We start from the raw sequence: 23937 nt of genomic DNA on the forward strand, positions 1-23937 counted from the left end.
GTGCGACGCCGGCACGGGCCGGCCGGCGACGCCGGCGGCCTGCACGCTCGCCCGCCAGCCCGCGGTGCCCGCGGGGGAGACCGCGGCGCACGGCGGCTGCTGCTCGGGGTCACCCTGGCGGGGGCCCTGCTGGCGGCGTCCGCCTGCGAGGTGGGCGTGGGAGTGGACGTCGACGTGGCCGAGAACGGCTCGGGCACCGTGGCGGTGGGGGTGAGCCTCGACCGAGCCGCTTCCGACGCGCTCGGCGATCTCGCTTCCCAGCTGGACCTGCAGGATCTGGCGCTCGCCGGCTGGGACGTCGCCGGACCGGCCCGGGAGGCCGACAACCTGCTGTGGGTTCGGGCCACGAAGCGCTTCGGGAGCGCCGAGGAACTCCCGTCGGTGCTGGCCGAGATCGCCGGACCGGACGTCTTCGAGGGCTTCCAGCTGCGTCGCCGGACCGAGTTCGCCGAGCAGACCTGGGAGGTGGCCGGCCAGGTGGATCCCTACGCGGCGCTGCCGGAGCTGTTCGACACTCTGGCGTTCAACGAGGGATTGCGGGAACGGATTCGCGGGGCCACCGGTGACTTCGGCGACGACGTGCCGCTGTACGGGCTGACCATCAGCCTGAACATCGATCTGCCGGGCGACCTGCGCAGTGGCGGCGGCGACTTCACCTGGACCGCTCTCACCGCGGACTCATCGGCGGAGACGGCGACCGCGGTGCGCATGACCGCCCACCAGGAGAACACGACTGCCAAGACGCTGCGGCTCGTGGGGCTAGCGGCGGCGGCGCTGTTCGTGCTGGCACTGCTCCTGAACGTGCTGGGATGGTGGTACATCAGGCGCTACCGCAAGCGCCGGGCGAGCGCCCTCATGGCCAAGGCCGACAGCGAGCAGATTCCAGCCGTAGTTGCCGGGGCCGTCGGTGCCCCGCCCGGCGACGCGGCCGGGACGGGAGTCGGCGCAGTCTCGAGCGCCGGAGGCCCGCTCGAGGCGGAGATCCAATGGGGACCGGCCGAGAGTGACGCGACCGAGACCGTCGGTGACGATATCGACTGGGACGAATTGGCCGATGCGGAGTTCGAGGACCTGGCGGGCGACATCGAGGATCTGACCACTGACGGGACCGCCGCGGGTGACTGGACCGCCGCGGGTGACTGGACCGCATCGCGCGAGGAGAGCCCCGGCGTCCGGGCGGAGACCGGTGCCATGACCGCCGACCCGGAGGAGTTCGAGGCGACGATCTCGGTGCCGGACGAACCGTCCGAGGGGTCCGAGCCGATCGCCGGTTGGGTGTCCGCAGAGCGGCCGCTGGCGTTCGACCAGCCAGCGGAAACGACCGAACCCGAAAGCGACGAGCCGGAGGAGCCCGCCGAAGCCGACGAGCCAGCCGAGGTCGAGAGCGACGAACCCGAGGAGGCCGACGAACCCGAGGAGGCCGACGAGCCGGCAGAGCCCGACGAGGCCGAACAGCCTGACGAGGCCGAGAGCGACGAACCGGACGCGGCGGACCAGACCGAAACCGAGAGCGAACCGGACGCCGAGGACGAACCGGGCACCGACAACGAACCCCACGAGGACGGCGAACCGGACGTGGCGGTCGCGCTGGAAGCCACAGAGGCGGCGACCCCCGCCCCGCCGTCCCGCACGCTCAGGCTTGTGGTGATCGGGGGCTGGGGCGTGCTGTTCCAGCCGGCCGACCCCGCCGGCGAGTTGCTGGTTCCGTATCTACAGCAGGCAGGTGCCACCGCCTCTCCCGCGGAGATCCGTGAGTCGTACCGTCTGGCCACTCTCGGTCGCCTCACCCCTGACGAGTTGTGGGAGTCCTGTGGTCTGATCGGCGAGCCGACCTGGACCCATGGCCCGTACACCGGCCGCATGTCTGTGAGTGCCGGCGCGGCCGAGTTCGTCCGCTCGCTCCTGCGGCGGCGCATCGGGGTGGCCTGTGTCACCAACGACGTGTCCGACTGGTCGTGGCGGCTGCGGGCGTGGACGGGTTTCGAGGCGCTGTCGCCGTGGGTCGTGAGCAGCGACATCGGCATCCGCAAGCCGGACCCGGGAGTGTTCGAGATGCTTCGCAGGGTTGCGGAGATCCCCTTCGCCAGCTGCCTGGTCATCGACAACGATGTCCGCACGCTCGATGCGGCGCGCTCGCTGGGCGCCTCGACCGGCCTGTTCGGCGCACCGCCGACGGGAGCCTCCCCCGCCGGGAGCACTCACCCCGCCGTCGGCGACTTCACGGACCTCCTGCGCCGGACCTGACCGCGCCGCGGCCGCCCTCTCCAGTCATCCCGGCGAAGGCCGGGATCCACAGCCCGGCGCTCACCTGGCCGGATCGGGTCAGTCCCCGGCGGGCGGCTGGCTGCAGTCGGGGTCGGACCACAGCCTCGACACGGCGTCCTCCACGATTTGCCGGTGATCGAACGCCAGCGTCACCCGGCCGCTCCGCACCTCCGCCATCGGCACCAACCCGGCGTGGGCGGCATCGTCGCCACCTTGGGGCGTCTGAGCGAGTTGCGCCACGACCGCCCGGTAGGCCACGGTCACCACCCGCATCCGCGGGTCTCGGTCCGGATGCCCGTAGGCGCCGACCTGCTGCAAGCTGTCGGCCGCCACGCCGATGCCCGTCTCCTCGAGCAACTCGCGGGCAGCCGCCTCGGGCAGATCCTCATCAGGTTCGACGAACCCTCCCGGCAGGGCCCACGCCCCCTCGTAGGGCGGCTTCCCCCGCCGGACCAGCAGCACCTCGAGCGACCGCTTCACCACAGTCAGCAACACGATGTCGACGGTCACGGCGAAATCGCGGCGACGTCCTCTGCGCAGCGCCTCAGGACTGATGAGATCGCCGTAGATCAGCCAATCGTCCCGGCAGTCGCCATCGATCAAGGTGCCGGCCCGTCCTTCGGCCACGAACTCCTCCAAGGTCAGCCCTGCCCGCCGCGCGGTCTCAGTGACTCTCGCAACGACTTCTTCCTCGGTGATGACCTTGAAGTCCATTTCGAAACCCTCCCGCGCCAGGTCCGCTCCGGGTGCGTGCGATCGGCGAAGCCTCGTTCCGCTGTACGACTCGACAGTACCGCCGGCCCCCTCAGGTCGCCCGGACATCACGCGGAATCGCACACGCCCGCTGAGTGTCTTCCGCAGCCGCGGCCTCGAGCCGGCCCGGCCGTGCTCACGGTGCCGCGCGCGCGGCTCAACCCTCGCGGCGACAGAATGCTGTCGTGAATTCAAGCGAACACGGATTCGAGTACCACCCGGTGCTGGCGGACGCCTCGGCGTTCCTGGGCCGCGCCGGAGCCGCTCGATTCCTGCTGGTGGGCAGACCGCTCGACAACGGCGACGGTCTGCCTGAAGGCTTCGAGACGGTACCCGACTGCCGCCACGCCAGCCCCGAGGCCGCCGCGGTCCTGCCGCGAGGGAATTACAGGTTCGAGAGCCCCGAGGGCGGCGCCGTGATGCTCGTCACCGACGGTGCCGCCCCCTGCGGTCCCGAGAGCGGCCAGTTCGACCCGGTTGATGACTCGTTCCGCGGCGGCACCTTCGCCTGGTTCCAGCACTACTGGGGCACCGCCGACCTGATCCCCAAGCCCCGATTCGCACTGCACAACGACGTTGTGACCGTCCCCGGCGGCCGCGAGACGACGGTCAGGGGTCGCGGCTACGTCGGCGCCGAGTGGCGTTACCGAATCCGCCTCGACGGTGTCCAGCAGTGGGTGTGGGAGGGCGGCATCGCCCACGCGGAACTCGACGAAGGCTCCGAGGGCTGGGTGCAGAAGCCGCCGGGCGACCTCCGGCAGGTGGCAGCCACGCTCACGCGGGCCAAGCTGCGCGAGAACCTCACCGACACCGTCTACTCCTTCGGTGCCACCCGCACCATGTTCCGCGCCTACCAGTTCATCCCTGTGATGAGACTGCTGCAGACCGCGGGGCACAGCCTGACGGTGCGGCGGGCGGAAACGGGCACCGCCGGAACCGGGCGGACGGCGGGTCGAGGCACCCGCCCGTTCGCCGAACGCTCGGCGATGCTCATCGCCGACGAGGTGGGCCTCGGCAAGACCATCGAGGCTGGCCTCGTCTGGACCGAACTGGACGCCCGCGGCGCGGCCGACCGGGTGCTCGTGGTGTGTCCGTCCTCGCTGGTGAGCAAGTGGCGCGACGAGATGCGCCAGCGGTTCGGCTATGAGACCGAAGAGTTGGACGCCGCCCGACTGAAAGAGTTACAGGAGCGGCTCGAGAGGGGTGATGTGCCGGCCCGCTGGCGGCGCCCCGGCGGCGCTGGGCGCGCAGCTCGATCACCCTGGCGCGCACCCCCGGGGGTGTGCGCGCCGGGCTGGTGTGGGGCCGGCTGGAGCGATCCGCCAGACCGTCGGCGCCTTCAGCGAGGTAGCGGTCCCGCCACTTGCGCGCCGTCTTGGCGTCCACCTGGAACCGCTCGGCGGCCGCCGCGACGCTCCAGTCCTCCTCGAGCATCAACCTGGCCATCGCCCGCCGCGCCGCCAGCGTCAGCTTGGCGTTGCGGTGCTGTGTGATCTGTGCCATGAGCCCTCCTTGGGAGCCGTGGACTGTTACAGACCCACAGCATCGCCCGGAGGGCTCACCCCAACGGGGACCCCTCGATCCCCTCAACCCAGGGACCACCTCTCAGGTTGTCACACCTAACTGACCGCCGAGTTCAGCCGGAGGCACCCGCGGCGGGGCGGGGCGGGGTGTCGGACAGATATGTGGCAAGGAGGACGTAAAAACTATGGTTAGCGGGGCGTAAAAACTGCGGTTTGCCTGTAGGGTCTCGCCGGTGCCCTACGTTCGACGCCACCTCGAGGCAGCGCTGGACCGCTCGCTCGACGCCGCTCGAGTGGTCGTGCTGCACGGCGCGCGGCAGTCAGGCAAGACGACGTTGGCGCGCCGGATCGCGCGTCAGCGGGGTGGCTCGTACGTGACGCTCGACGACGACGCCTCGCGGCGGGCCGCGCTCGACGACCCGATGGCGTACCTGTCCGCGCTGAGGAAGCCTGCGGTGATCGACGAAGTGCAGCTTGGCGGCGACCGGGTTGTGCGGGCCGTGAAGCGCATCGTGGACGAGTCCGAGGCGCGGGGCGGGTTCCTGCTGACCGGTTCCACGGATTTCCTGTCGGTGCCGACGATCAGCGAGTCGCTCGCGGGCCGGGCGCGGATACTGCGGCTGCACCCGTTCTCGGAGGCCGAGCTTGCGGGACGCCGACAGCTCGATCTCGACGAGTGGCTCGATGCCTGCTCGGTCGAGCCGCCCCCGCAGGCCGCTGATCGTGCTGGCTACATGGGCCGCGTGTGCCGCGGCGGCTTCCCCGAAGCCGTCGCTCAAGCGCCGTCCGAGCGCCCCCTATGGCATCGCAGCTACCTCGAGACCGTCGTGCAGCGCGACATCACCGAACTCGGCGACATCCGGCGAGGCGAAGCGCTCATCGAACTGGTCCGCTGGCTGGCGGCGAACTCGGCCGGCGAGCTCAACGTCCAAGCGGTGTGCCAACAACTCGGCGTCGACCGGTCCACCTTCAACCGCTATCTGGCGTGGCTCCGCACCGTGTTCATGATCCGCACCGTGCCTGCATGGTCCCGCAAGCACGCCGCCCGCATCACCAGGCGACCCAAGCTGTATTTCGCCGACACCGGCATGGCCGCCGCGCTGCTGGGAATCGACGCCGATGCGCTGGCGTCGCCGACGTCGACTGTCAGCGGACCGCTGCTGGAGACCTTCGTGCTCAATGAACTGGCGCGGCAGGCGATCGAGACCGTTGACGTTCGCCTTCACCATTTGCGCCACTACGACGGCCACGAGGTGGACATTGTGGCCGAACGCGCCGACGGGGCCGTCGCCGCCATCGAGGTCAAGGCCACGGGAAGTCCTGGCGACAGCCACCTGAAGCCGCTGCGAACGCTGCGGGACCGCCTCGACCGGTCAGCTCCGGGCACCTTCCGCATCGGCGTGCTGCTGCACACCGGCCCGTACTGCCACCGCATCGGCGACCGCCTCTGGCTGGCCCCCATCAACGTACTTTGGTCCGCCGACTGAACAGCGAGCCATCGACGAAGTCGATCGAGTTTCGTCTTGGAGCTCGCGAAAATCAGTGGCCATTCGTTCAGCGATGATTCAGATCGGGGGACCTCTGCCCTCGCTCTACTAGCACGAACGGATGCGCCAGCAGAACAGCAAACCTTTCTTCGGCGCAAATCACGGCTGGCCGTACTTTGTTGTACCTGCATTTGGGATCAGCGACGAAACCGAAGAGCCGGACGCCGCGCATTGAGCGCCGAGTTCAGCCAGAGTCGCCCCCGGTCGGCTCCGTCACGCTGTAGCCGAGCGCTTCGAGCGCGCCGACGGCTTCCTCGGGAAACTGCCGCACCGTCGCTCGGGCTTGCAGGCGCTCCCACGCCTCAAGCGACCGGATCAACTTCGGTTTCCAGCCGTCCTTCCAATCGTTGAAGAGGTTCTCCCGATCCAGGAACAGCAGAAACTCCTCCAGCGTCGGCCGGAAGCGCCGCCCGCCGGCGGGGAAGTGAAGCGCGTGGAACGAGCCGAACCGGCATGCCGCCACCCGGTTGGTGCTGGCCGCCCTACCGGAACTCGACTCCGACATGCCGGGGCTGCGCAACGTGGGACTGCTGGCGACACAGGAACTGCGGGCCGGCGTGCCCGAGCTGCCTGCCTGGGAGGCAGCGGTCCGTCGGGCCAGGCCGCTGCTGGGGCTTCGAGGGCGGCCCCTCGTGGAGCGGCTCGGGTTCGGCGTTCAGGTGCTGTCCACCAACACGTCGCTGCTCACCGTCGACGGGCGCAACCGGGCCATCGCCGTGTTCTGCGACGAGGACGAGCCGTTCGACGCCCCGGCGCGACGCTTCGACGGGACCTCGCCGGTGTCTCGCGGTCAGACGAGGCGTACGTGCTGGGAGTGCTTTGCTCCATGCCGCTGGACTGGCAGGCCAGACGGACCGTCGAGTTGCACATGACCTTCGAACAACTCAATCAGCTCACCATCCCGGACCCCGGCGAAGGGCACGCGATACGAGACAGGGTGGTGGAGATCGCGGGCCGGCTGGCGGCGGGCGACGAACGGTACGCCGAGTGGGCGGCAGAGGTAGGAGTGCCGGTGGGGTCGGTGCGCGACGAGGCCACCAAGCAGGACCTCATCTGCGAGTTGGACGCCTGCGTGGCGCATCTGCACGGCCTCGACGATGGCGACCTGGCCGTCGTCTACGAGACCTTCCACGAATCCGCCGACGACCTTCCGGGCGCTTACTGCGGGCGCAGCCTCCGCATGGCGTCCAGTTCCGCCTCGAGGGCGCGCCGGGCGGATTCGGCTTGCTCGGCACGGGCCTCGGCGTCGAGAGCGCGGCCCTCGGCGTCGAGAGCGCGGCCTTCGGCTTCTACGCGAGCGAGGTTCTGATCGTCGTAGTCGCGCAGCCAGCGCCCGGTCGCGACGTCGAACAGGCGCAGCTTCGGCGGCTGCCAGCAGAGGTCCAGCCCGAGCGCCTCCGAACGGCCCCGCAGCCCGCCGTCGCCCTCCTCGCTGACCTCGATCGACCGCCACCGGCCCGACCTGCGAGCGTCGCCCTGCAACGGCGGCCGGAAATAATCCCCGCCGGTGGGATCCAGCCGCCAGTACTCCTCCACGCCCAACGCCGCAGGCTTGGCCCGGAGATCACGCTTGAAGGTGGTATGGGAGGCGATCTCCAGAGCGAACACCGGCACCGCTCCAGCCTCCCAGACCTTGTAGGTGCTGCGGTTCTCCACCGCTTCGACGTCCACCCCGAACGCCACCGCCACGTCCGGTGCCACGACGACCCTCGGATCTCCCTCCTCGAAGTAGATGTTGATGTCGGTGCACACCCACGCCGACTCCCCGCCGGGACGACCCGCCAACCAGTCGCGCAACGCCGACACCAACTCCATGCGCCTGCGCGTCTGCAGGTCCCCCTCCGGCACTCGCGGCCCCTCCGGGTACTCGACCGCCGCTCCGGGCGGGACGACGCTCACCGAACTCACCGGAGCACACCCCCGATCACGCCGGCCACTCTAGCGACCCCAAACCAGCGGCACAACTCCAACTATCACGAAATTACATATGATAACTAATCTGAGTAAGGTCGCAGAGCCGAAGCCGGAGTTGGCCACCAACCGGGCCGGGCGGACGGTGGCGGAGGCGCTGAGCGGGTACATCACGCATGCAGCTACGGCGTTTGTGGGTGGGGCTCGCTTGGACATCGCGAGCGCCTATTTCAACGTCGGCGGGTACTCGCTGCTGGCCGACTCGCTGGATCACCTGACCGGGGCTCGGCTGTTGCTGGGGGCGGAACCGACGCCGCCGGAGAACCGGCCGCGGACGTTGGGCGACGAGTCGGCGCGGCCGGAGCGGGCAGCGGCCGCCCGTTTGCGGCGGGCGCTGGAGGGGCATGAACGCAACCTGACAACCGACCGGAATCTGCTCGGGTTCTCGGCGGAGATCGACACGGCTGTGAAGCGTCTCGTGGGCTGGCTGCACTCGGGCAAGGTGCAGGTGCGGCGGTTGGAGGGGCGTTTCCTGCATGGCAAGGCATTCGTGGTGGCTGATCGGTCGCATGGCGTGGTGGCCGGGTCGTCGAACTTCACCCACGCCGGGCTGGCCACCAACCTGGAACTCAACCTCGGCAACTATTCGCCACACGTCGTCGGGCAGGTGCAGGAGTGGTTCGAGGAGCTGTGGGCCGAGGCCGTCGAATACGACTTGGCTGCTCTGTTCGAGGGTCGTTTCGAGCCGCATCCGCCGCAGATCATCTACCTGCGGATGCTCCGGCAACTGTACGGCGACGACATCGACACAGCCGCCGACGGCAAACGCACCCTCCGCCACGCCGCCCGCCACCGCCCCCCGAACACCGGCCACCGCCACCGCGACGACACCATGCACAGCCGCCGCGGCAGCGCGGACTCCACCGACAACCAGCCACTCCGGCTCTGACGCCAGCACAGACCCCCAGTGAATGACGGCCCGCCACGGCGTTCCATCGAGGCGTCGGTGGGTCGTGGGCCGGCGACGGGCTTGCGGTGCCCGACCCGCGATCAGGGTTCGGAGAATCTCGGCGTCGATTTTCCCTCGGGTATACTGTCAGATATGCCTGATTCGACTACCATCAAGGTCTCGGTCCGGACGCGGGATGCCTTGCGGCAGCTTGCCGATCGTGAGGGGCTCACGTTCGACGCGCAGCTGGAGAAGCTGATCCGGCGGGAACGTCGACGCATCATCGGGGCTCAGATCGCGAGCGCCCCACTCGAGGCCGACGAGCAGGCCGTGCTGGATGCGTCAGCAGGCGACGTGGCCGATGCGAGCGGGTGACGTCGTCCGCTGCGATTTCGGGACGCCGACGCGGGGCGAGCCGGGGTTCGTCCGACCGGCGATCGTCGTCACCTCCGACGACGTGCTCGAATTCCGGCAGCACGCAGTCCTGGTCGTACCCTGCACCACGACGCGGCGTGGATGGTTGAGCGAGGTCGACATCGGTGAGTTCGGCGTCGCCGCGGCCCATCTGCCGACGACCGTCAGCGTCGACCGCATCGTCGAGACGGCCGGCGCGAACGTCGGGCCCGTCGCGCTGGGTCAGATTCGAGAACTCATCGCCGATCTGCTCGGGCTCTGAGCCGAATCCGCTCACCGCCGCCGACATCAGAGTTCTACTTCCCCGAGCGCATACTTCTATCCGGTCGGGAGTCTCCGCGCCGGTGGCCGACGGGGCGCCTGCTCGCACCGCCGGGCAGATCTAGCGGCTGCGCAGGTTCAACTGTGCTCGGTCGAGAATGATGTAGTGGTTCCCCGAGCGGCCCAGCCAGCCGAGACGCACGAACTGCGATATGGCCTTGTTGACCCGCTCCCGCGACGCCCCGACCATAGCCGCCAACTCCTCCTGCGTGACCGGCAGGGTGAAGTTGTCCTCGTCACCCGCGAAGTTCAGCAACCGCTTTGCGGTGCGACCCACCACGTCCAGGAACACCGCATCGGTCAGGGCCGTGCCGGCGGCCCGCAGGCGTCGCACAAGCATGGACACGACCCGCCACAGATGGTCGGGGTTGTCGTGGTACAGGCGACCCACCGGGCCGTACGGCACCGCCAGCACTTCGCTGGCCTCGAGGGCGCGGGCGCTGGCCGAGCGGCCGCGGCCGTCGAACAGGCCCATCTCGCCGAACAGGTCGCCCTCCTCCATCAGCGAGATCACCGAGTCCCGGCCGTCTGGTGCCGTGGTGACGATGGCGATCCGTCCCGAGAGCACGACGTACATCGCGTCGGGGCGGTCGGCCGTCGCAAAAAGGGTGTCCCCACGCTCCAGCGTGCGGCACACCGAGTAGTCCGCAATGGAGGCCAGCAGCCCCTCGTCGAGGCCCTCGAAGATCTCCGTCTGCGAGAGCAACTTGGCGTCAACCATGACGAGCGCCATGCTAATGAGCGTGACTGAGGTCGTGGTTCGCGACAGCACCGTCGTCTGGACCGTGCTCGTTGCCGCCGGGGAGGGCCGGCGCTTCGGAGCACCCAAGCAGCTGCAGCCCCTCGCCCGGCGCAGGGTGATCGACTGGGCCTTCGAGGCCGCCGCCGCGGCGAGCCACGGCGTCGTCGTCGTGGCCGCGCCCGAACACGTTCAACTCCTACGTGGCGGTCCGGGTGCACTGGCGGAATCGCGGTCGGACGGCGCGCTCGCGGACCCCGAGGGCGGCGCCGGCCGCACTGTGGATTCCGGCCTCCGCCGGAATGACGAAGTCCGCGGCTCGGCATCGGGCGAACCTCCCCGGGTCGTCGTGACCGCGGGCGGCGCCACCCGGTCGGAGTCGGTGCGTGCCGGCATCGCCGAGGTGCCGGAAGGCGCGGAGGTCATCGTGGTCCACGACGCGGCCCGACCGCTGGCCGGCGGCGCACTCTTCACGGCGGTCACGTCCGCGGTCGTCTCGGGCGCCGACGGGGCGGTGCCGGCCGTCCCCGTCACCGACACCATCCGCCACACCGGCAACGGCCCGCTGGACCGCTCGCGGCTGCGGGCCGTGCAGACCCCGCAGGCCTTCCGGGCCGACGTGCTGCGTCGTGCCCATGCCGCCGGCGGCGAAGCCACCGACGACGCCACGCTCGTCGAGGCAGCCGGTGGGAAGGTCCGTCTCGTCGATGGCGAGCCCGACAATCTCAAGATCACCACGCCCGGGGACCTGCACGTGGCCGAGGCACTCCTGGCGGCCCGGTCGCCGGGTCGACCCGCCGGGGTACCGCTGGTCGGCATCGGATTCGACGTGCACCGGTTCAGTGACGACCCGCAACGGCCACTTGTGCTCGGCGGCGTGCGCTTCGAGGGCGAGCGGGGCCTGGACGGCCACAGCGACGCCGACGCCGTCGCCCACGCCTGCTGCGATGCCATCCTGGGCGTCGCCGGTCTGGGCGACATCGGCACCCTCTTCCCCGACGACGACGAGCGCTGGCACGGCGCCGACAGTCTTGCCCTGCTGGCCGAGGCGGCCGCCCAGGTACGAGGGACCGGGAGACGGATCGGCAACATCGACTGCAGCGTCGTGGCCGAGCGCCCCAAGCTGGCCCCGCGCCGGGCCGAGATGCAGGCCCGGCTCAGCGAAGCCGCGGGTGCGCCGGTGACCGTCCGGGGCAAACGCGCCGAGTCGCTCGGCGCGCTGGGTCGCGGCGAGGGCATCGCCTGCTGGGCAGTCGCCGTGCTGTTCTGACAGCTCCGACCTCGTAGCCCCGACCTGACGGCTACGCGGCCCTCACAGCCTGCACCCTTGTCGGCCGCACCCTCGCCGGCCGCGACACTGGTGGCGCCGATGCCGGCGGCTGCAACCCACCGAAAGCGGCGACTGGCTCGTAGGGTTGCGCAGATGGACGACGACGCGCCCTCACGCCCGGGGGGCCAAGGCCCGGCGGGCGGACCCCGCTCGGGAGGCGGCGGGCGCGGCGGACCCGGGGGACGCGGCGGCGGACCCGGGGGACGCGGCGGCGGACCCGGGGGACGCGGCGGCGGATCCGGCGGACCCAGCAAGGGACGCGGCGGCGGGCCTAACGGACGCGGCGGACGCGGCGGCGGCGACCGCGACGACTACGGCAGAGGGCGCGGCGGACCCCGCGGACCCGGCAGTGGAGCACGAGGACGCGGCGGCGGGCCCGGCGGACGCGGCGGCGGAGGGCGAGGACGCGGCGGACGCGACGGCGGCGACCGCGACGACTACGGCAGAGGGCGCGGCGGACCCCGCGGACCCGGCAGTGGAGCACGAGGACGCGGCGGAGGACGCGGCGGCGGCGACCGCGACGACTACGGCAGAGGGAGCGGCGGCGGATCCGGGGGACGCGACGGCGGATACAGCGGCGGGCCCCGGGGGCGCGGCGGGCCCCGGGGGCGCGGCGGCGGATCCGGCGGGCCGAGGGGTCGTGGCGGGCCGCCCGGCAGGGGTCCCGGACAGAGGGGGAGCACACCGGTGCGCCGGCGAGACCAGGACCGCGGCGAGACCCGCGGCCTCGGCGGCGACCGCGTCGAAGGACGGCACGCCGTCAAGGAACTCCTCTTGGCGGGCACCCGACCCGTTCGACAAGTGGTCCTTGCCGCCGATCAGGATGAGTCCTCGATCCTTGACGACATCATCGATCTCGCCGACGAGGCCGGCGTGGACATCCGTGAGCTGCCCCGGGGGCGCTTCGACCAGATGGCCGCCACCGAGTCGCCGCAGGGAGTGGTGGCGTTCGCCGCCCCGCTGCGAGAGTTCGCCGTCGAGGAGCTCGTGGGAGACCCGCACACGGGCGGGGACGCCAACCGCCTGTACCTGTCGGCGGGCGCCGAGCACGCCGAACACCGCACGCCGGCACCGGACGAAGCCGCCGCCGGGGACGCCGACCCCGATCCCGCCGCCGGGGACGCCGATCACGACGGGGCGGCTCCCCCGGCGGCGGGACCGACCCTGTTGCTGGTGGTGGACGGCGTCAACGATCCGGGAAACCTCGGAGCGATTCTCCGCACCGCCGAGTGCGCCGGCGTCTCGGGCGTTGTGCTCCCGCGCCACCGAGCCGCCCGGATCACCCCGACGGTCGCCAAACGGGCTGCCGGCGCGATCGAGCACCTTCGGTTCGCTCCCGTCAGCGGCATTCCCACGGCGCTGGCAACGCTCGCCGAGCTGGGCGTCTGGACAGTGGGTCTCGAAGTCGCCGCCACCCAAACCGTCTGGGAACTCGACATCGCCGACGCGCCGCTGGCGCTGGTGCTGGGTGCCGAGGGGCGCGGACTGTCGCGCCTGGTCCGCAGGCGCTGTGACGTGACCGCGCGTATTCCGGTCACGGGGAGACTCGATGCTCTCAACGTGTCCGCGGCCGCCGCGGTGGCGCTCTTCGAGGTGCTCCGGCGCCGCAGCGCTGCCTGAGCGCCGCGTCCCACCGGTCCGATCGGGCGCAGCTTCAGCGGGCTTCGGCGTCCTCGAACAGGGGCAAGTGAAGTAGAAGGTTCTGCAACAGCAGCTTCTCGTCGGGATTGCGCACCAGCGCAGCAGTCGCCTCCCTGAGCAACTCGAGCGCTCCGGCGGCCGGCCCTCCCGGTTGGGCTGGTTGGGCGGGGGCTGAGGCTCGGGAACCGGCCGAACCGCCGGTCGCGGCCTCCAACATTTCCCGGTAGCGCTCGGCCAGCACGGCGAACCCGAACCGCAACTCGGCGTCACGAACCCGACGCTGGCGCCGATCGCTCCGTTGACGCTCGACCCTGGCGGACGAGGTGGTCGGACCAGCCTCCCGACCACCCGGGTCCGCGTGAGCCGGACCTGGCGCAACCTGCCCCGCCGGGTCGGGGGTCGCCCCGGGAGCCTCCTCGGCGGCCGCGTCGATCAGCGCCCGCAACCCGTCCGCCATGGCCGCTGCTCGGGCCCCCGTGCCGTCCAGGCGTTCGGGAATCGACCACCAGGCGTCGAGCCGCTCGGCCAGATTGCCCCCGCCGACCAGGTCGCCGGCGCGCCCCGGATCGCCCCCCACGGCGCGTGCCGCCCGCCGGGCCACCGCAGGTGACACTCCGGACCCGACGAGCCATTCGTGCACCTCCTCGGACGACGGAGCCGGGAACCGCACCGTCACGCAGCGGGAGGCCACCGTGACATGTCCGGGGGGCACATCATCGGCGAGCAACACGATGGTGGTGCCCGGCGGCGGCTCCTCGACGGTCTTCAGCAGGCTCGCCGCCACTGCAGGCGTGGCGGTGTGGAACCGGTCGCAAATGATCACCTTGCCGGCGCCCTCCAGCGGGCGGCGGGCCGCCTCGGTGATGATCGCCGTCGCCTCGGCCGCCAGCAGTGCCCGCCCCTCCGGCTCGACGAGCACCACGTCCGGATGCGTCGCCTGCCGGGCCCGGCGGCGATGCCGCTCGGCAACCTCCGGATCCGCCCGGGCCGAGCCCGCGCGCGCGGCGACCGCCAGCAGTTCGCCGGCGAAGGTGCGGGCCACGGCGCGCTTGTCGCCAGCCACGGTGCCGACGAGCAGGTAGGCGTGGACCGGCGCCGCCAGCGCCCCTTCGAGCTGGCGCAGACCGGCCCCGCCGCCGACGAGCGGCGGCCAGTCGGTCACGCCCATCCCAGCCGCTCGGCCACCAGAGCAGCGATGCCGTCGCGCACCTCGGCAGGGGGGCGATCGGCGTCGACCACCGTCCAGCGGGCGGGGTCGGCCGAGGCGAGCTCGAGGTAGCCGGCCCGCACCCGGCGGTGGAAGTCCACCCCCATCGCCTCGAACCGGTCGGAGCCTCCGGCGCCCCGGATCCGTGCCCGCTGGGGATCCATGTCCAGCAGGATGATCAGATCGGGCCACAGGCCACCGGTGGCAACCTCTGACAGCAACTGGACCGTGGGGACGTCCAGCCCGCGCCCGTACCCCTGGTAGGCCAGCGACGAGCCGATGTACCGGTCGCACACCACGTCCCGACCCGCCTCGAGGGCGGGGCGAACCGTCTCAGCGACGTGCTGTGCCCGGTCGGCGGCCATCAGCAGAGCCTCGCTGAGGATGTCCAGGCGCGCACCGGGCCCGTCCAGCAGCAGCCGGCGCAACTCCTGGCCCAGCCGGGTGCCGCCGGGCTCGAAGGTGAGTTCGGCGCCTTGGCGCGTCGCCAGCCAGGCGGCCTGGGTGGACTTGCCGACCGACTCGCCGCCTTCGAAGACCACGAAGGCACCTCGCGCCGGACGAGCGTGCTCGCCGCTCATGTCGATCCCCGGCGGCTCGACACGGCAGCCATTGGATTCCGGCCTGCGCCGGAATGACCGGAGCGCAGCACTCCCCCTGTCGGCACCACTGCTCAGCAGTCTTCCAGAGACTCGTCGCCGGTGGGAGCACCGGCCGGACCGTCGGATCCGGTGGCGGCCACCGCTCGCTGCGTGCGGCGGGCGAGCAGCCCGGCGACGATCACGGTCAGCCCGGCGAGCCACAGCGTCAGGCGCACGCCCGGTAGCTCCACGACCACGATGCCGATGTCGATCGAGCGGTCCCAGAGCACCTCGGACACTCGGTCGAAGAGGGCCGCCAGCAGGGGACCTACCACCAGCGCCAACACGACGCAGAGTCGCACGATCGAGTAGAGCCCGGCGAAGACGCGTCCCCGCACCTCATCCGCGGTGTGCTCGTGCAGCAGGGTGAAGCCCAGGACGTACATGCCCCCGGCGCACGCGCCGACCGCGCCGGCCACCAGCATCACCCACGGCAGCGATCCCAGCGACGAGGCCACCAGCAGACACACACCGGCCCCCGTGAGCGAACGGGCGAACACGCGGTGCTTGTGGACGCGCCGCTGCAACAGCGACAGCACCACCACGCCGACGCCGACGCCGGCGCTCAGCCCGGTGACGATGTCGGCGAACCCCCCCTCGCCGACCCGGAGCACCTCGATGGCGTACACCAGCGCCAGCGGGATCAGCATGCCGCCACCGATGAGGGCCGTCGCCAGGCCGATGTTGACCGAGCGCACCGTGGGGTTCACCACCACGTAGCGCCAACCCTCGCGATACTCCCGGAAGACCCCCTCCCACCGCACGGTGGGACGCTCCGCACGGGCCGCGTCGCGGGGGTGGCGGAGCGGCAACGAGAACACGAGCGCCGCCGAGACCACGAAGGTCAGCGCGTCGAGGTAGAAGATGGGCCCCTGCTTGTCCGGATAGAGCAGCCCGAGCCACCCCTCCGGGTCGGCGCTCTCCAGGGCGCCCGCGACCCTGGCGAAGATGAGTGAGGCGATGGGGAACGTGGCGTAGGTGGCGAACATGGACAGCGAGTTGGCCGTGGTCAGGTGCGTTGCCGGGAGCAGGTTCGGGACCGAGGCCTCCTTGGCTGGGATCCACAGCAGCGTGAACGCCTCCAGCGCCAGCGACACCAGGACGAGTTGCCAAACGCTGTTGACCAGCGGCACGACCAGCAGGATCCCCGCCCTTGCCAGGTCGCAGGTGACCATGAGCCGTCGGCGGTCGAAACGGTCGGCGAGCACGCCGGCCACCTGCGAGAAGAAGACGCCCGGCACCAGGCGGGCGGCGATCACCACGCCGATGGCGGCCTCGGGGGTGCCCGCGCCGAGGCGCGCCGCCACCACGGCGATGGCCAGGAAGCCCAGCCAGTCGCCCGTGGAGGTGACGACCTGTGCCGACCAGAGCCGGAAGAACTGGGGAGTGGCGAAGACCCGCCGCTGGAAGGCCGCCCACCTGCGGCGCTGCCCGGCAGCCGCTCCCTCAGCCGTCACGGGCAGGAGGTCCCTTCCGGCGCCGGGATCCACCGGAACCTCCCTTGCGGGCCTGGCGCGGCGGAGCGTCGCGGCGGGCCGCCAGCAGGTCGGAGGCACGCTGGGGCGTCAGCGCCTCGGGCATGTCCCCGGAGCGCAGCGACGCATTCGTCTCCCCGTCGGTGACGTACGGGCCGTAGCGACCGTCACGGATCACGAGGGGGCGGCCGGTGACCGGATCGTCCCCGAGGTCCCGCAGCGGCGGCTTGGGCTCCCGACCGCGCCCGCGGCGCGGCTGCGCCAGCAGCGTGAGGCACTCCTCGAGGCCGATCTCGAAGATCTGCTCCTCGGTCTCCAGCGAACGGGTCTCGGACCCCTTCTTCACGTAGGGCCCGAACCGCCCTGCCTGCGTCGTGATCTCGACGCCGTCGGCGGGGTCCGCCCCGACGGTCCGCGGCAGGCTGAGGAGCCGCAGCGCATCGGACAGCGTGACGTCCTCGAGAGTCATCGAACTGAACAGGGAGGCGAACTTCTCCGCCTTGGCGTCGGGCGTCTCGGGCGGCGGGCCGAGTTGCACGTAGGGCCCGTAGCGACCATCGCGAGCGGTGACCGGCAGGCCCGAAGCGGGATCGGTCCCCAGCGAGCGGCCGGTCGCCGGTCGGCTGAGCAGCTCCAGCACCAGATCCACCGTCACCTCGTCCGGTGAGGTGTCCTCGGGGAGCTGCGCGCGCTCGTCACCGCATGTGACGTACGGACCGAACCGCCCGAGCCGTGCTTCGATGGGCCGCCCGTCGGGGTGGGTGCCGATCGCCACGGCGTTGACCGCCCGCACATCGATCTCATCGAGATTGTCCGAGACCCGGCTCTTGAGGCCAGGATCACCGTCGGCGCCGAAGTAGAACACCGAGAGCCAGGGAAGGTACTCCTGGCGGCCGCGGGCGATGTCGTCGAGGTCGTCCTCCATGCGGGCCGTGAAGGCGTAGTCCACGAAGTCACCGAAATGGCCCTCGAGGAGGCTCACCACGCTGAAGGCGGTGAACGTGGGGATCAGCGCTGTCCCCTTCTTGCGGACGTACCCGCGGTCGGTGATCGTCGTGATGATCGTGGCGTACGTGGAGGGCCGGCCCACCCCCAACTCCTCGAGCCGGCGCACGAGCGTGGCCTCGGTGAATCGCGCCGGCGGCTGGGTCTCGTGACTGGACACCTCCGGGGCCGCGAGCGCCAGTACGTCGCCGGCCGCGACCTGTGGCAGGCGGCGCTGCGCCTCCTCCGCGCCCGCTCCGCCGTTCGCCCCGCCCGCGGCACCGGCCGGCTGGGGGTCCCAGACGCGCCTGAACCCCTCGTGGGCGATCACCGTGCCCGAGGTGGCGAGTCTGACCTCGGACCCGCTCGCGAGCTGCGCCGCAGCCTCGATCGTGACGGTCTCACCGGTGACGTCGGTCATCTGCGAGGCGAGCGTGCGGCGCCAGATGAGCTCGTAGACGTCCGCCTCCACCGGGGACAGCCGCCCGCGCAACGACTCGGGGGAGGCGAATTCCTCGCCGGCGGGCCGGATCGCCTCGTGCGCCTCCTGGGCGTTGCGGACCTTGCTGCGGTACTGGCGCGGCTTCGACGGCAGGAACTCCGTGCCGTGGCGCGCGGCGACCTCGGCACGGGCGGCCTTCAGGGCCACCTCCGCGAGGGTGACCGAATCGGTCCGCATGTAGGTGATGAACCCCTGCTCGTAGAGCGATTGGGCCACGCGCATGACCGCGGAGGCCGACAGGCGCAGCCGTCGCCCTGCCTCCTGCTGCAGCGTGGAGGTGATGAACGGCGGCGCCGGTCGGCGACGGTAGGGCTTGGCCGTCACCGACGCCACCTCCGCGGTCCCGCCGTCCAATTCCTCGGCCAGCCGGCGCGCCGCCGGCCCGTCGAGGGTGACGACATTCTCGGCGCGCGGCTTCCCGTCGGCGCCGAAGTCCCGCCCGGTCGCGATCCGGGCACCGTCGACGGCGGTCGCGGCCATACCGAACTGCTCACCGCCCCTCGTTGCCGCGGTGACGTCGAGCGTCCAGTAGCCGGCCGGCACGAACGCCATGCGCTCGCGCTCGCGCTCGACGACGATCCTGGTCGCCACGCTCTGAACACGCCCGGCCGACAGTCGAGGGGCCACCTTCTTCCACAGCACCGGCGAGACCTCGTAGCCGTAGAGCCGGTCGAGCAGCCGGCGGGCCTCCTGCGCGTCCACGAGCCGCCGGTCGATCTCCCGGGGGCTCGCCAACGCGGAGCGGATGGCATCGGGAGTGATCTCGTGGAACACCAGCCGGCGCACCGTCACCCGTTGCGGGGGCGAGAGGACCTGCAGCAGGTGCCAGGCGATGGCCTCGCCCTCGCGATCCTCGTCGGTGGCCAGATAGAGCTCGTCGGCCGTGGCGACGAGCTTCTTGAGCGACGCCACCGTCTTCTTCTTGTCGCTGTTCAGCACGTAGAGCGGCTTGAAGTCGTTCTCCACATCGATTCCCAGGCGCGCCCACGGCTCGGCCTGGTAGGCCTTGGGGATCTCCGAGGCCTTGGTCGGGAGATCGCGGATGTGGCCGCGGGACGACTCCACGGTGTAGCTGTCGTCCAGGAAGCGGGCGATCGTCGTGGCCTTGGTGGGCGATTCGACGATGACGACCCGCTTCGGCGAGGTGGCTGAGGCCATGGACAGCAAGATACGGGCTAGCGGTGACCGGACGCCGCCAGCGTGCCGACAACGCGGCGACCGGCCAGCCGCAGCACCATCAGTCCGAGCACCGCAGCCACCAGGGACGCCACCAGGACGCCGATCTTCGCCTCGTCGCCCGCCGCGGAACCGTTGAACGCCAGCGCCGTCACGAACAGTGCCACGGTGAATCCGATGCCCGCAACGATCGACACTCCGACGACGTGCAGTCTGGTGACGCCGGCCGGCAACGAACTGAGACCGAGTCGCGTGGCCAGCAGTGTGAATCCGGACACGCCGACGGTCTTGCCGACCAGCAGCCCCAGGGCCACGCCGATGGTGACCGACGAGGTCGCCGCGCCGCGCAGCGAGTCAGCGCTGAGCGTCACACCGGCGTTCGCCAGGGCGAAGACCGGCACGATGAGATAGCTGACGTACGGATGCAGTGCCACCTCGAGGCGCTCGGCCACCGAGCGCGACTCGGCGATGCCAAAGTTGGCTCGGCGGATGTCGGTGACCGAGATGGCCGACTTGTCCTGCAGCCAGCGGGCCACCGAACGGGCGTCGGTCTCCCGCTGCAGCGGCTTGGCCGGTGTCAGCAGGCCGAGTACGACGCCGGCGATCGTGGCGTGGACGCCGGAGTTCAGGGTGGCCCACCACACGAAGACGCCGATGAGCATGTACACCGGCCACTGCCAGACGCGGATCCGCGTCAGGGTGGCGATCAGAACGCACAGCAGCCCCGCCAGCCCGAGCCATCCCAGCGATATGTCGGAGCTGTAGAAGATCGCGATCACGAGGATCGCGCCGATGTCGTCGACGATCGCCAGCGTCAGCAGGAACAGGCGCAGCCAGCCCGGAACCCACTTACCGACGAGGGACACGACCCCGACCGCGAAGGCGATGTCGGTGGCCATCGGCACACCCCAGCCGTTGAGGTTGTCACCCCCCAGGTTGAAGGCCACATAGACCAGGGCCGGCACCACCATGCCCCCGAGCGCGGCGACGGCCGGAAGCAGCGCGTCGCGCGGCCGCCGCAACCGCCCGGTGACCAACTCACGCTTGATCTCCAGACCCACCACGAAGAAGAACAGCGCCATGAGCGCGTCGTTCACGAAGCCGTGCAGATCCTCGTCGAAGACCACGAAATCGCTCACCGAGATCTCGATGGGGGTGTGCCAGAACTCCTCGTAGCTGTGCCCGACCGGGGAGTTCACCCAGATGAGGGCGGCGACGGTGGCGAGCAGGAGGAGGATTCCCCCTGAGGTCTCGATGTGCAGGAAGTGCAACAGCGGGCGGCCCACCGTGCGGGCCAGAGCGCTGTCGCGGCCGATGAACGTCAGGCTGCTGTCGGGCGGTGAGCCCGTCTCGCGGTGCTCGCCGTCCCCTTGGGGATTCCTGTCGAGAACCGGCGGTTCCGGGTCCTCGCCGCCCTCGATGTGCCCGTGATTCGACATGACCGTCCCCGACAGACTCTCCCGACGACTCTGGCACGCTAGCGGCTCGCCCGCCCCTCCAGCCTCGCAACCGCCGGACCGGACGGCGTCGCGTTCGGGCGCCGGAGGTGACAATCAGGTGCCGAGCGGGCAGCCGCGGCGCCGGGCGAACCGGGCGATCGGCCCCGCCCGCCGGCTAGCCCGAGGAGGTGTGGACCACCAGCCGGACTTCGGTCCCGCGACGGCTCGTGGCGATCGAATGGTCGTCGGACATGATCCGCATCAGCCACAGGCCCATGCCCTTCTCGGTCTCCAACCGGTGGGGATCGGTCGGTTCTGGAGGCTCGGGCACGCTCGCCGGGTCGAACCCACCACCCCGGTCGTAGACGCCGATCTCGACGCGTCCCGGACTGGGAACGCAGCAGATCCTGATCGGCGCGCCGGTCCGGCGTGCGGCGTGAGCGGCGATGGCGTTGGTGACAGCTTCGGAGACGGCGACCCGGAGGTCCTCGAGGCGCCGCGCATCCACCCCCGCCTGTCTGGCGACCGCCTCGGCGACGAAGTTCCGCACCATCGCCACGTACTCGGTTCGAGGCGGGATACTGATCTCCACCGCGTCGCCGCGGTCGTGCGCTGCTGCCGCCATCGGCAATGGTCCCGGGTCGGAATGGGGCGAATTCCTGCGGGGTTCACAGTATCGGGACGGGGTACTCCCGCCGCGGCGCGTGCGGTCCGTGTCCCGGTCAGCGTTCGCTCCGCATGACCGCCTCCCCCGACAGCACCAGGTCGTCCAGCACAACCCCGAACGGGGCGACGCGCACCGGGGAGCGGTAATTCAGCCGGACCGAGACGTTGCCGGTGCCGGGACGTTCTTCGACGCGTACCCGCAGACGTTGCGGATCCAGGCGCGAAGCCGCCAGCGCGGCAGGCCGCGCCGCACTGGACTCGCCGCTGACAGCCACGGCACGAGCAGCCTCGCGGGCGCTGTGGATCACCATGATCTGGTCACGCGCGGTCAGCGCCAGTTGCACCAGCAACAGGGCCATCAACATCAGGAGCGGCGTCAGCAGCGCCAGCTCCACGGTCGCCTGACCCTGTTGCGAGGGACACCGGCGACCACCTGGCTCGCCCGCTCTCACGTGATGAGTTTGCTGATCGACCGGAACACGGCGTTCAACAGCCGGCTCACCATGTTCGTGTTCCGCGCCCAGTCCAGGACGAGCACCGCCACGAGGGCCACGCCGAGCAGCACGAGGGCGTACTCCGCGGTGGCCTGGCCGGCCTGGGTGGCACGCCGGCGCAGCCGGCGGCCGGACGAGAGTCTTCTCGGCTGAGCGATTGCTGATCCTGGGGTCATGGTGTGTCCTCCTGGTTGTATGTCGAACGGCGAACGAGTGAGTCGGCGGTGGCGTCAGAACCGCAGCAGTTCCAGCGACTGCGCCACCGTCGGCAGGATCGTCAGCAGGACGAATGCCGGAAGGACGCACAGGGTCAGCGGGAACAGCAGCCGCAGCGGGATCCGCCGGGCCACCGCCTCGGCCTGCCGCCGCCGCTCGGAGCGGGCCACGGCCGCGGCCCGCTCGAGCGCGGGTCCGAGAGCAGAGCCGTAGCGCAGGGAATCGGTCAGCGGGCGCACGAGCAGCCGCAGGGGCTCGCCCGCCGGCGTGCGGGTGAGTGCTTCGAGGGCCTCCGCCGTCTCGACCCCGAGCCGCATCTGCCGGACGGCCCGGTCGAGCGCGCTCCCGACAGGCCCGTCGAGACGGGGCGCCACCGCCTCGGCGGCGAGTCGCACGCTCAGTCCCGCGCTGGCGGCGAGAGCGAAGAGGTCCACCGCCTCGGGCAGTTCTGCCAGCAGCGTCGCCGCTTCCCGCTGTCGCTGGCGCGCGGCCCGGCGGCGGAGCACGAACCAACTCAGCGCGGCGACCGCCAGTCCCAGCGTGAGGTCGACGGTCGCCCCGGCGAGCAGCGCGAGCGCCACCGACCCCGCCCGCCGGTCGGCAGCGGCATCGGGCCGGCGCCCCACCGTCGACCGCAGGATCCGCCCCAGCGATGCCACGGGCCGGGTCCGGCGACCGCGGCTCGCGACCGGCAGAGCACCGAGGCGCGCCCGGACTGCCGCCGAAGGGGTATGGAGCAGCAGCGCGCCCCACAGCACCGCAAGTGCCCAGCCCGCTGCCAGCACGGTCATGGCAGCCGCGTGATCCGGTGCATCCAGGCGAACGCCACGAGGTTCAGGACGACGCCGGCGACGAGGCAGATCATTCCCAGGGGCGTCCCGTAGAGCGCCAGTACCGAGCCGCTGTCGAGCATCGCCGACATCCCCAGGAAGCAGAGCGGCAGCAGTGCGATCAGCAGCCCCGACAGGCGCCCCTGCTGGGCCAGCGAGGCGACCTCGCGTTGGGTTGCCCGCATGCCGCGCAACGTCGCCGCCACACCGTCCACCGCCGGAGCACGCCGGCCACCGGTGCTGGCGCCGATGGAGAGCGCCGCGGCCGCCAGGTTCACCTCGGGAAGGGGGCAGCCGGAGCGCCAGTGGTCCAGCGCTGCCGGCAGCGGGCTGCCCGCCCGAACATCCTCCAACACTCTGCGGAGCTCCGCGCCGAGCGGGCCGCTTGCGGGGAGGACCTCCTCCAGAGCGGTGACGGTGGACACGCCGGCCCGCAGCGAGCGGGCCACCCGCTCCAGGAAGTCCGGCAGCGCCCCGACGATGAGACGCGCCCTGCGGTGGCGCGACGCCCACAGTGCCGCGGGCGGTCCGAGCAGGCCGGCCCCGGCCCCTGTGGCGGCTCCGGGCACTCCCGCCAGAACCAGACCGCCCAGGGTCCCCACCCCCAGGGCCGCGCCCCAGACGGCGACGGCCTGGGACTCGCCGGACGGAACGGCGGCGTCATCCATGGCGCGCCGCAACCTTCGCCGCGCCCGGCCGAGGGCGCGCCCGGCGAGCGACCCGCTGGGGGTGTCAGGCGGTCCGCCTTTGGATGGCACCGCCGGTGCGCCAGGTGCCCCCGCTGCGGCGGACCGCTCGGCGAGCAGCCGGCTGCGCCGCCGCACCCGCCAGCGCGCAACCTCCACCGGCACGCGCCGCAGAGCCAACGCCGCCACGACGATCGCCACCGTGTATCCGAAGGCGCCTGTCACGAC

The 23937-nt window shown here is 71.4% G+C and carries 22 protein-coding genes and 1 pseudogene; 9 read left to right on the forward strand and 14 right to left on the reverse strand.

Annotated features, from left to right (window positions below; translation table 11 throughout):
* The gene (locus tag OXG55_05005) at positions 1-2244 is read left to right on the forward strand and encodes a hypothetical protein (protein ID MCY4102616.1); all 2244 of its coding nucleotides are present in this window, start codon (positions 1-3) and stop codon (positions 2242-2244) included.
* Positions 2245-2322: 78 nt separating this feature from the next.
* Here the strand turns inward: OXG55_05005 and OXG55_05010 are convergent, their stop codons facing one another.
* The gene (locus OXG55_05010; protein MCY4102617.1) at positions 2323-2979 is read right to left on the reverse strand and encodes an NUDIX hydrolase; all 657 of its coding nucleotides are present in this window, start codon (positions 2977-2979) and stop codon (positions 2323-2325) included.
* Between the two features lie 1025 nt (positions 2980-4004).
* Here OXG55_05010 and OXG55_05015 point away from each other — a divergent pair.
* Positions 4005-4184, forward strand: a pseudogene (locus OXG55_05015) (SNF2-related protein).
* A 590-nt stretch (positions 4185-4774) separates the two neighbouring features.
* Complete coding sequence (locus tag OXG55_05020) at positions 4775-6028, forward strand: ATP-binding protein (GenBank protein ID MCY4102618.1); 1254 nt, start codon at positions 4775-4777, stop codon at positions 6026-6028.
* 244 nt (positions 6029-6272) lie between these two features.
* On the opposite strand, the gene OXG55_05025 is transcribed toward OXG55_05020, so the two are convergent.
* Positions 6273-6593 carry a hypothetical protein gene (locus OXG55_05025; protein ID MCY4102619.1) on the reverse strand — a complete coding sequence of 107 codons (321 nt, stop codon included), beginning with the start codon at positions 6591-6593 and terminating at the stop codon, positions 6273-6275.
* Here OXG55_05025 and OXG55_05030 point away from each other — a divergent pair.
* Positions 6592-6960, forward strand: a complete 369-nt coding sequence (locus OXG55_05030; protein ID MCY4102620.1) for a hypothetical protein — start codon at positions 6592-6594, stop codon at positions 6958-6960. The genes OXG55_05025 and OXG55_05030 overlap by 2 nt on opposite strands.
* Before the next feature lie 286 nt (positions 6961-7246).
* On the opposite strand, the gene OXG55_05035 is transcribed toward OXG55_05030, so the two are convergent.
* Positions 7247-7996 carry a Uma2 family endonuclease gene (locus OXG55_05035; protein ID MCY4102621.1) on the reverse strand — a complete coding sequence of 250 codons (750 nt, stop codon included), beginning with the start codon at positions 7994-7996 and terminating at the stop codon, positions 7247-7249.
* Between the two features lie 211 nt (positions 7997-8207).
* Between OXG55_05035 and OXG55_05040 the strand changes: the two genes are divergently transcribed.
* The 3 genes from OXG55_05040 (at position 8208) to OXG55_05050 (ending at position 9624) form a co-directional block, all read left to right on the forward strand.
* Positions 8208-8948, forward strand: coding sequence for a phospholipase D-like domain-containing protein (locus OXG55_05040; GenBank protein MCY4102622.1), 741 nt, complete (start codon positions 8208-8210; stop codon positions 8946-8948).
* A gap of 153 nt (positions 8949-9101) precedes the next feature.
* The gene (locus OXG55_05045) at positions 9102-9323 is read left to right on the forward strand and encodes a hypothetical protein (GenBank protein ID MCY4102623.1); all 222 of its coding nucleotides are present in this window, start codon (positions 9102-9104) and stop codon (positions 9321-9323) included.
* Positions 9310-9624: a type II toxin-antitoxin system PemK/MazF family toxin gene (locus OXG55_05050; protein MCY4102624.1), complete on the forward strand. Its 315-nt coding sequence runs from the start codon at positions 9310-9312 to the stop codon at positions 9622-9624. Before OXG55_05045 ends, OXG55_05050 begins: the two co-directional genes overlap by 14 nt.
* A gap of 120 nt (positions 9625-9744) precedes the next feature.
* On the opposite strand, the gene OXG55_05055 is transcribed toward OXG55_05050, so the two are convergent.
* Positions 9745-10416 carry a Crp/Fnr family transcriptional regulator gene (locus OXG55_05055; GenBank protein MCY4102625.1) on the reverse strand — a complete coding sequence of 224 codons (672 nt, stop codon included), beginning with the start codon at positions 10414-10416 and terminating at the stop codon, positions 9745-9747.
* A gap of 10 nt (positions 10417-10426) precedes the next feature.
* On the opposite strand from OXG55_05055, the gene ispF reads away from it, so the two are divergent.
* Together ispF and OXG55_05065 are read left to right on the forward strand one after the other, a co-directional pair.
* Positions 10427-11692: a 2-C-methyl-D-erythritol 2,4-cyclodiphosphate synthase gene (gene ispF, locus OXG55_05060; GenBank protein MCY4102626.1), complete on the forward strand. Its 1266-nt coding sequence runs from the start codon at positions 10427-10429 to the stop codon at positions 11690-11692.
* Positions 11693-12439: 747 nt separating this feature from the next.
* Positions 12440-13372 carry a hypothetical protein gene (locus tag OXG55_05065; protein ID MCY4102627.1) on the forward strand — a complete coding sequence of 311 codons (933 nt, stop codon included), beginning with the start codon at positions 12440-12442 and terminating at the stop codon, positions 13370-13372.
* Between the two features lie 34 nt (positions 13373-13406).
* Here OXG55_05065 and OXG55_05070 read toward each other — a convergent pair whose 3' ends face one another.
* The 10 genes from OXG55_05070 to OXG55_05115 form a co-directional block, all read right to left on the reverse strand.
* On the reverse strand, positions 13407-14561 hold the full coding sequence (locus tag OXG55_05070; protein ID MCY4102628.1) for a hypothetical protein: 1155 nt from the start codon (positions 14559-14561) through the stop codon (positions 13407-13409).
* Entirely contained in the window at positions 14552-15181 is a 630-nt protein-coding gene (gene tmk, locus OXG55_05075) for a dTMP kinase (protein ID MCY4102629.1), read from the reverse strand. The genes OXG55_05070 and tmk overlap by 10 nt, the downstream gene beginning before the upstream one ends.
* A gap of 92 nt (positions 15182-15273) precedes the next feature.
* Complete coding sequence (locus OXG55_05080; protein ID MCY4102630.1) at positions 15274-16731, reverse strand: MFS transporter; 1458 nt, start codon at positions 16729-16731, stop codon at positions 15274-15276.
* A complete protein-coding gene (gene topA, locus OXG55_05085) occupies positions 16688-19360 on the reverse strand; it encodes a type I DNA topoisomerase (GenBank protein MCY4102631.1) in 2673 nt (890 codons plus the stop codon). Before topA ends, OXG55_05080 begins: the two co-directional genes overlap by 44 nt.
* Before the next feature lie 17 nt (positions 19361-19377).
* On the reverse strand, positions 19378-20817 hold the full coding sequence (nhaA, locus tag OXG55_05090; protein MCY4102632.1) for a Na+/H+ antiporter NhaA: 1440 nt from the start codon (positions 20815-20817) through the stop codon (positions 19378-19380).
* A 175-nt stretch (positions 20818-20992) separates the two neighbouring features.
* Positions 20993-21442: an ATP-binding protein gene (locus OXG55_05095; GenBank protein ID MCY4102633.1), complete on the reverse strand. Its 450-nt coding sequence runs from the start codon at positions 21440-21442 to the stop codon at positions 20993-20995.
* A gap of 97 nt (positions 21443-21539) precedes the next feature.
* Positions 21540-21878: a pilus assembly protein gene (locus OXG55_05100; GenBank protein ID MCY4102634.1), complete on the reverse strand. Its 339-nt coding sequence runs from the start codon at positions 21876-21878 to the stop codon at positions 21540-21542.
* A 53-nt stretch (positions 21879-21931) separates the two neighbouring features.
* Positions 21932-22153: a hypothetical protein gene (locus tag OXG55_05105; GenBank protein MCY4102635.1), complete on the reverse strand. Its 222-nt coding sequence runs from the start codon at positions 22151-22153 to the stop codon at positions 21932-21934.
* A 54-nt stretch (positions 22154-22207) separates the two neighbouring features.
* Positions 22208-22984: a type II secretion system F family protein gene (locus OXG55_05110; GenBank protein MCY4102636.1), complete on the reverse strand. Its 777-nt coding sequence runs from the start codon at positions 22982-22984 to the stop codon at positions 22208-22210.
* Positions 22981-23934, reverse strand: coding sequence for a type II secretion system F family protein (locus tag OXG55_05115; protein ID MCY4102637.1), 954 nt, complete (start codon positions 23932-23934; stop codon positions 22981-22983). The genes OXG55_05110 and OXG55_05115 overlap by 4 nt, the downstream gene beginning before the upstream one ends.
* Positions 23935-23937 lie beyond the last annotated feature (3 nt).

It is taken from the genome of bacterium, from assembly GCA_026708055.1.
In the GTDB taxonomy this organism is placed as follows: domain Bacteria; phylum Actinomycetota; class Acidimicrobiia; order Acidimicrobiales; family CATQHL01; genus VXNF01.

Bases quoted from the DNA above. Each gene is read 5' to 3' on its own strand.
- OXG55_05050 (MCY4102624.1), top strand. From the start codon at position 9,310: ATGCGAGCGGGTGACGTCGTCCGCTGCGATTTCGGGACGCCGACGCGG.
- OXG55_05070 (MCY4102628.1), bottom strand. From the start codon at position 14,561: ATGGGCGTGACCGACTGGCCGCCGCTCGTCGGCGGCGGGGCCGGTCTG.
- OXG55_05055 (MCY4102625.1), bottom strand. From the start codon at position 10,416: ATGGCGCTCGTCATGGTTGACGCCAAGTTGCTCTCGCAGACGGAGATC.
- OXG55_05095 (MCY4102633.1), bottom strand. From the start codon at position 21,442: ATGGCGGCAGCAGCGCACGACCGCGGCGACGCGGTGGAGATCAGTATC.
- tmk (MCY4102629.1), bottom strand. From the start codon at position 15,181: ATGAGCGGCGAGCACGCTCGTCCGGCGCGAGGTGCCTTCGTGGTCTTC.
- OXG55_05110 (MCY4102636.1), bottom strand. From the start codon at position 22,984: ATGACCGTGCTGGCAGCGGGCTGGGCACTTGCGGTGCTGTGGGGCGCG.
- OXG55_05045 (MCY4102623.1), top strand. From the start codon at position 9,102: ATGCCTGATTCGACTACCATCAAGGTCTCGGTCCGGACGCGGGATGCC.
- nhaA (MCY4102632.1), bottom strand. From the start codon at position 20,817: ATGTCGAATCACGGGCACATCGAGGGCGGCGAGGACCCGGAACCGCCG.
- OXG55_05025 (MCY4102619.1), bottom strand. From the start codon at position 6,593: ATGTCGGAGTCGAGTTCCGGTAGGGCGGCCAGCACCAACCGGGTGGCG.
- OXG55_05105 (MCY4102635.1), bottom strand. From the start codon at position 22,153: ATGACCCCAGGATCAGCAATCGCTCAGCCGAGAAGACTCTCGTCCGGC.
- topA (MCY4102631.1), bottom strand. From the start codon at position 19,360: ATGGCCTCAGCCACCTCGCCGAAGCGGGTCGTCATCGTCGAATCGCCC.
- OXG55_05030 (MCY4102620.1), top strand. From the start codon at position 6,592: ATGCCGGGGCTGCGCAACGTGGGACTGCTGGCGACACAGGAACTGCGG.
- OXG55_05010 (MCY4102617.1), bottom strand. From the start codon at position 2,979: ATGGACTTCAAGGTCATCACCGAGGAAGAAGTCGTTGCGAGAGTCACT.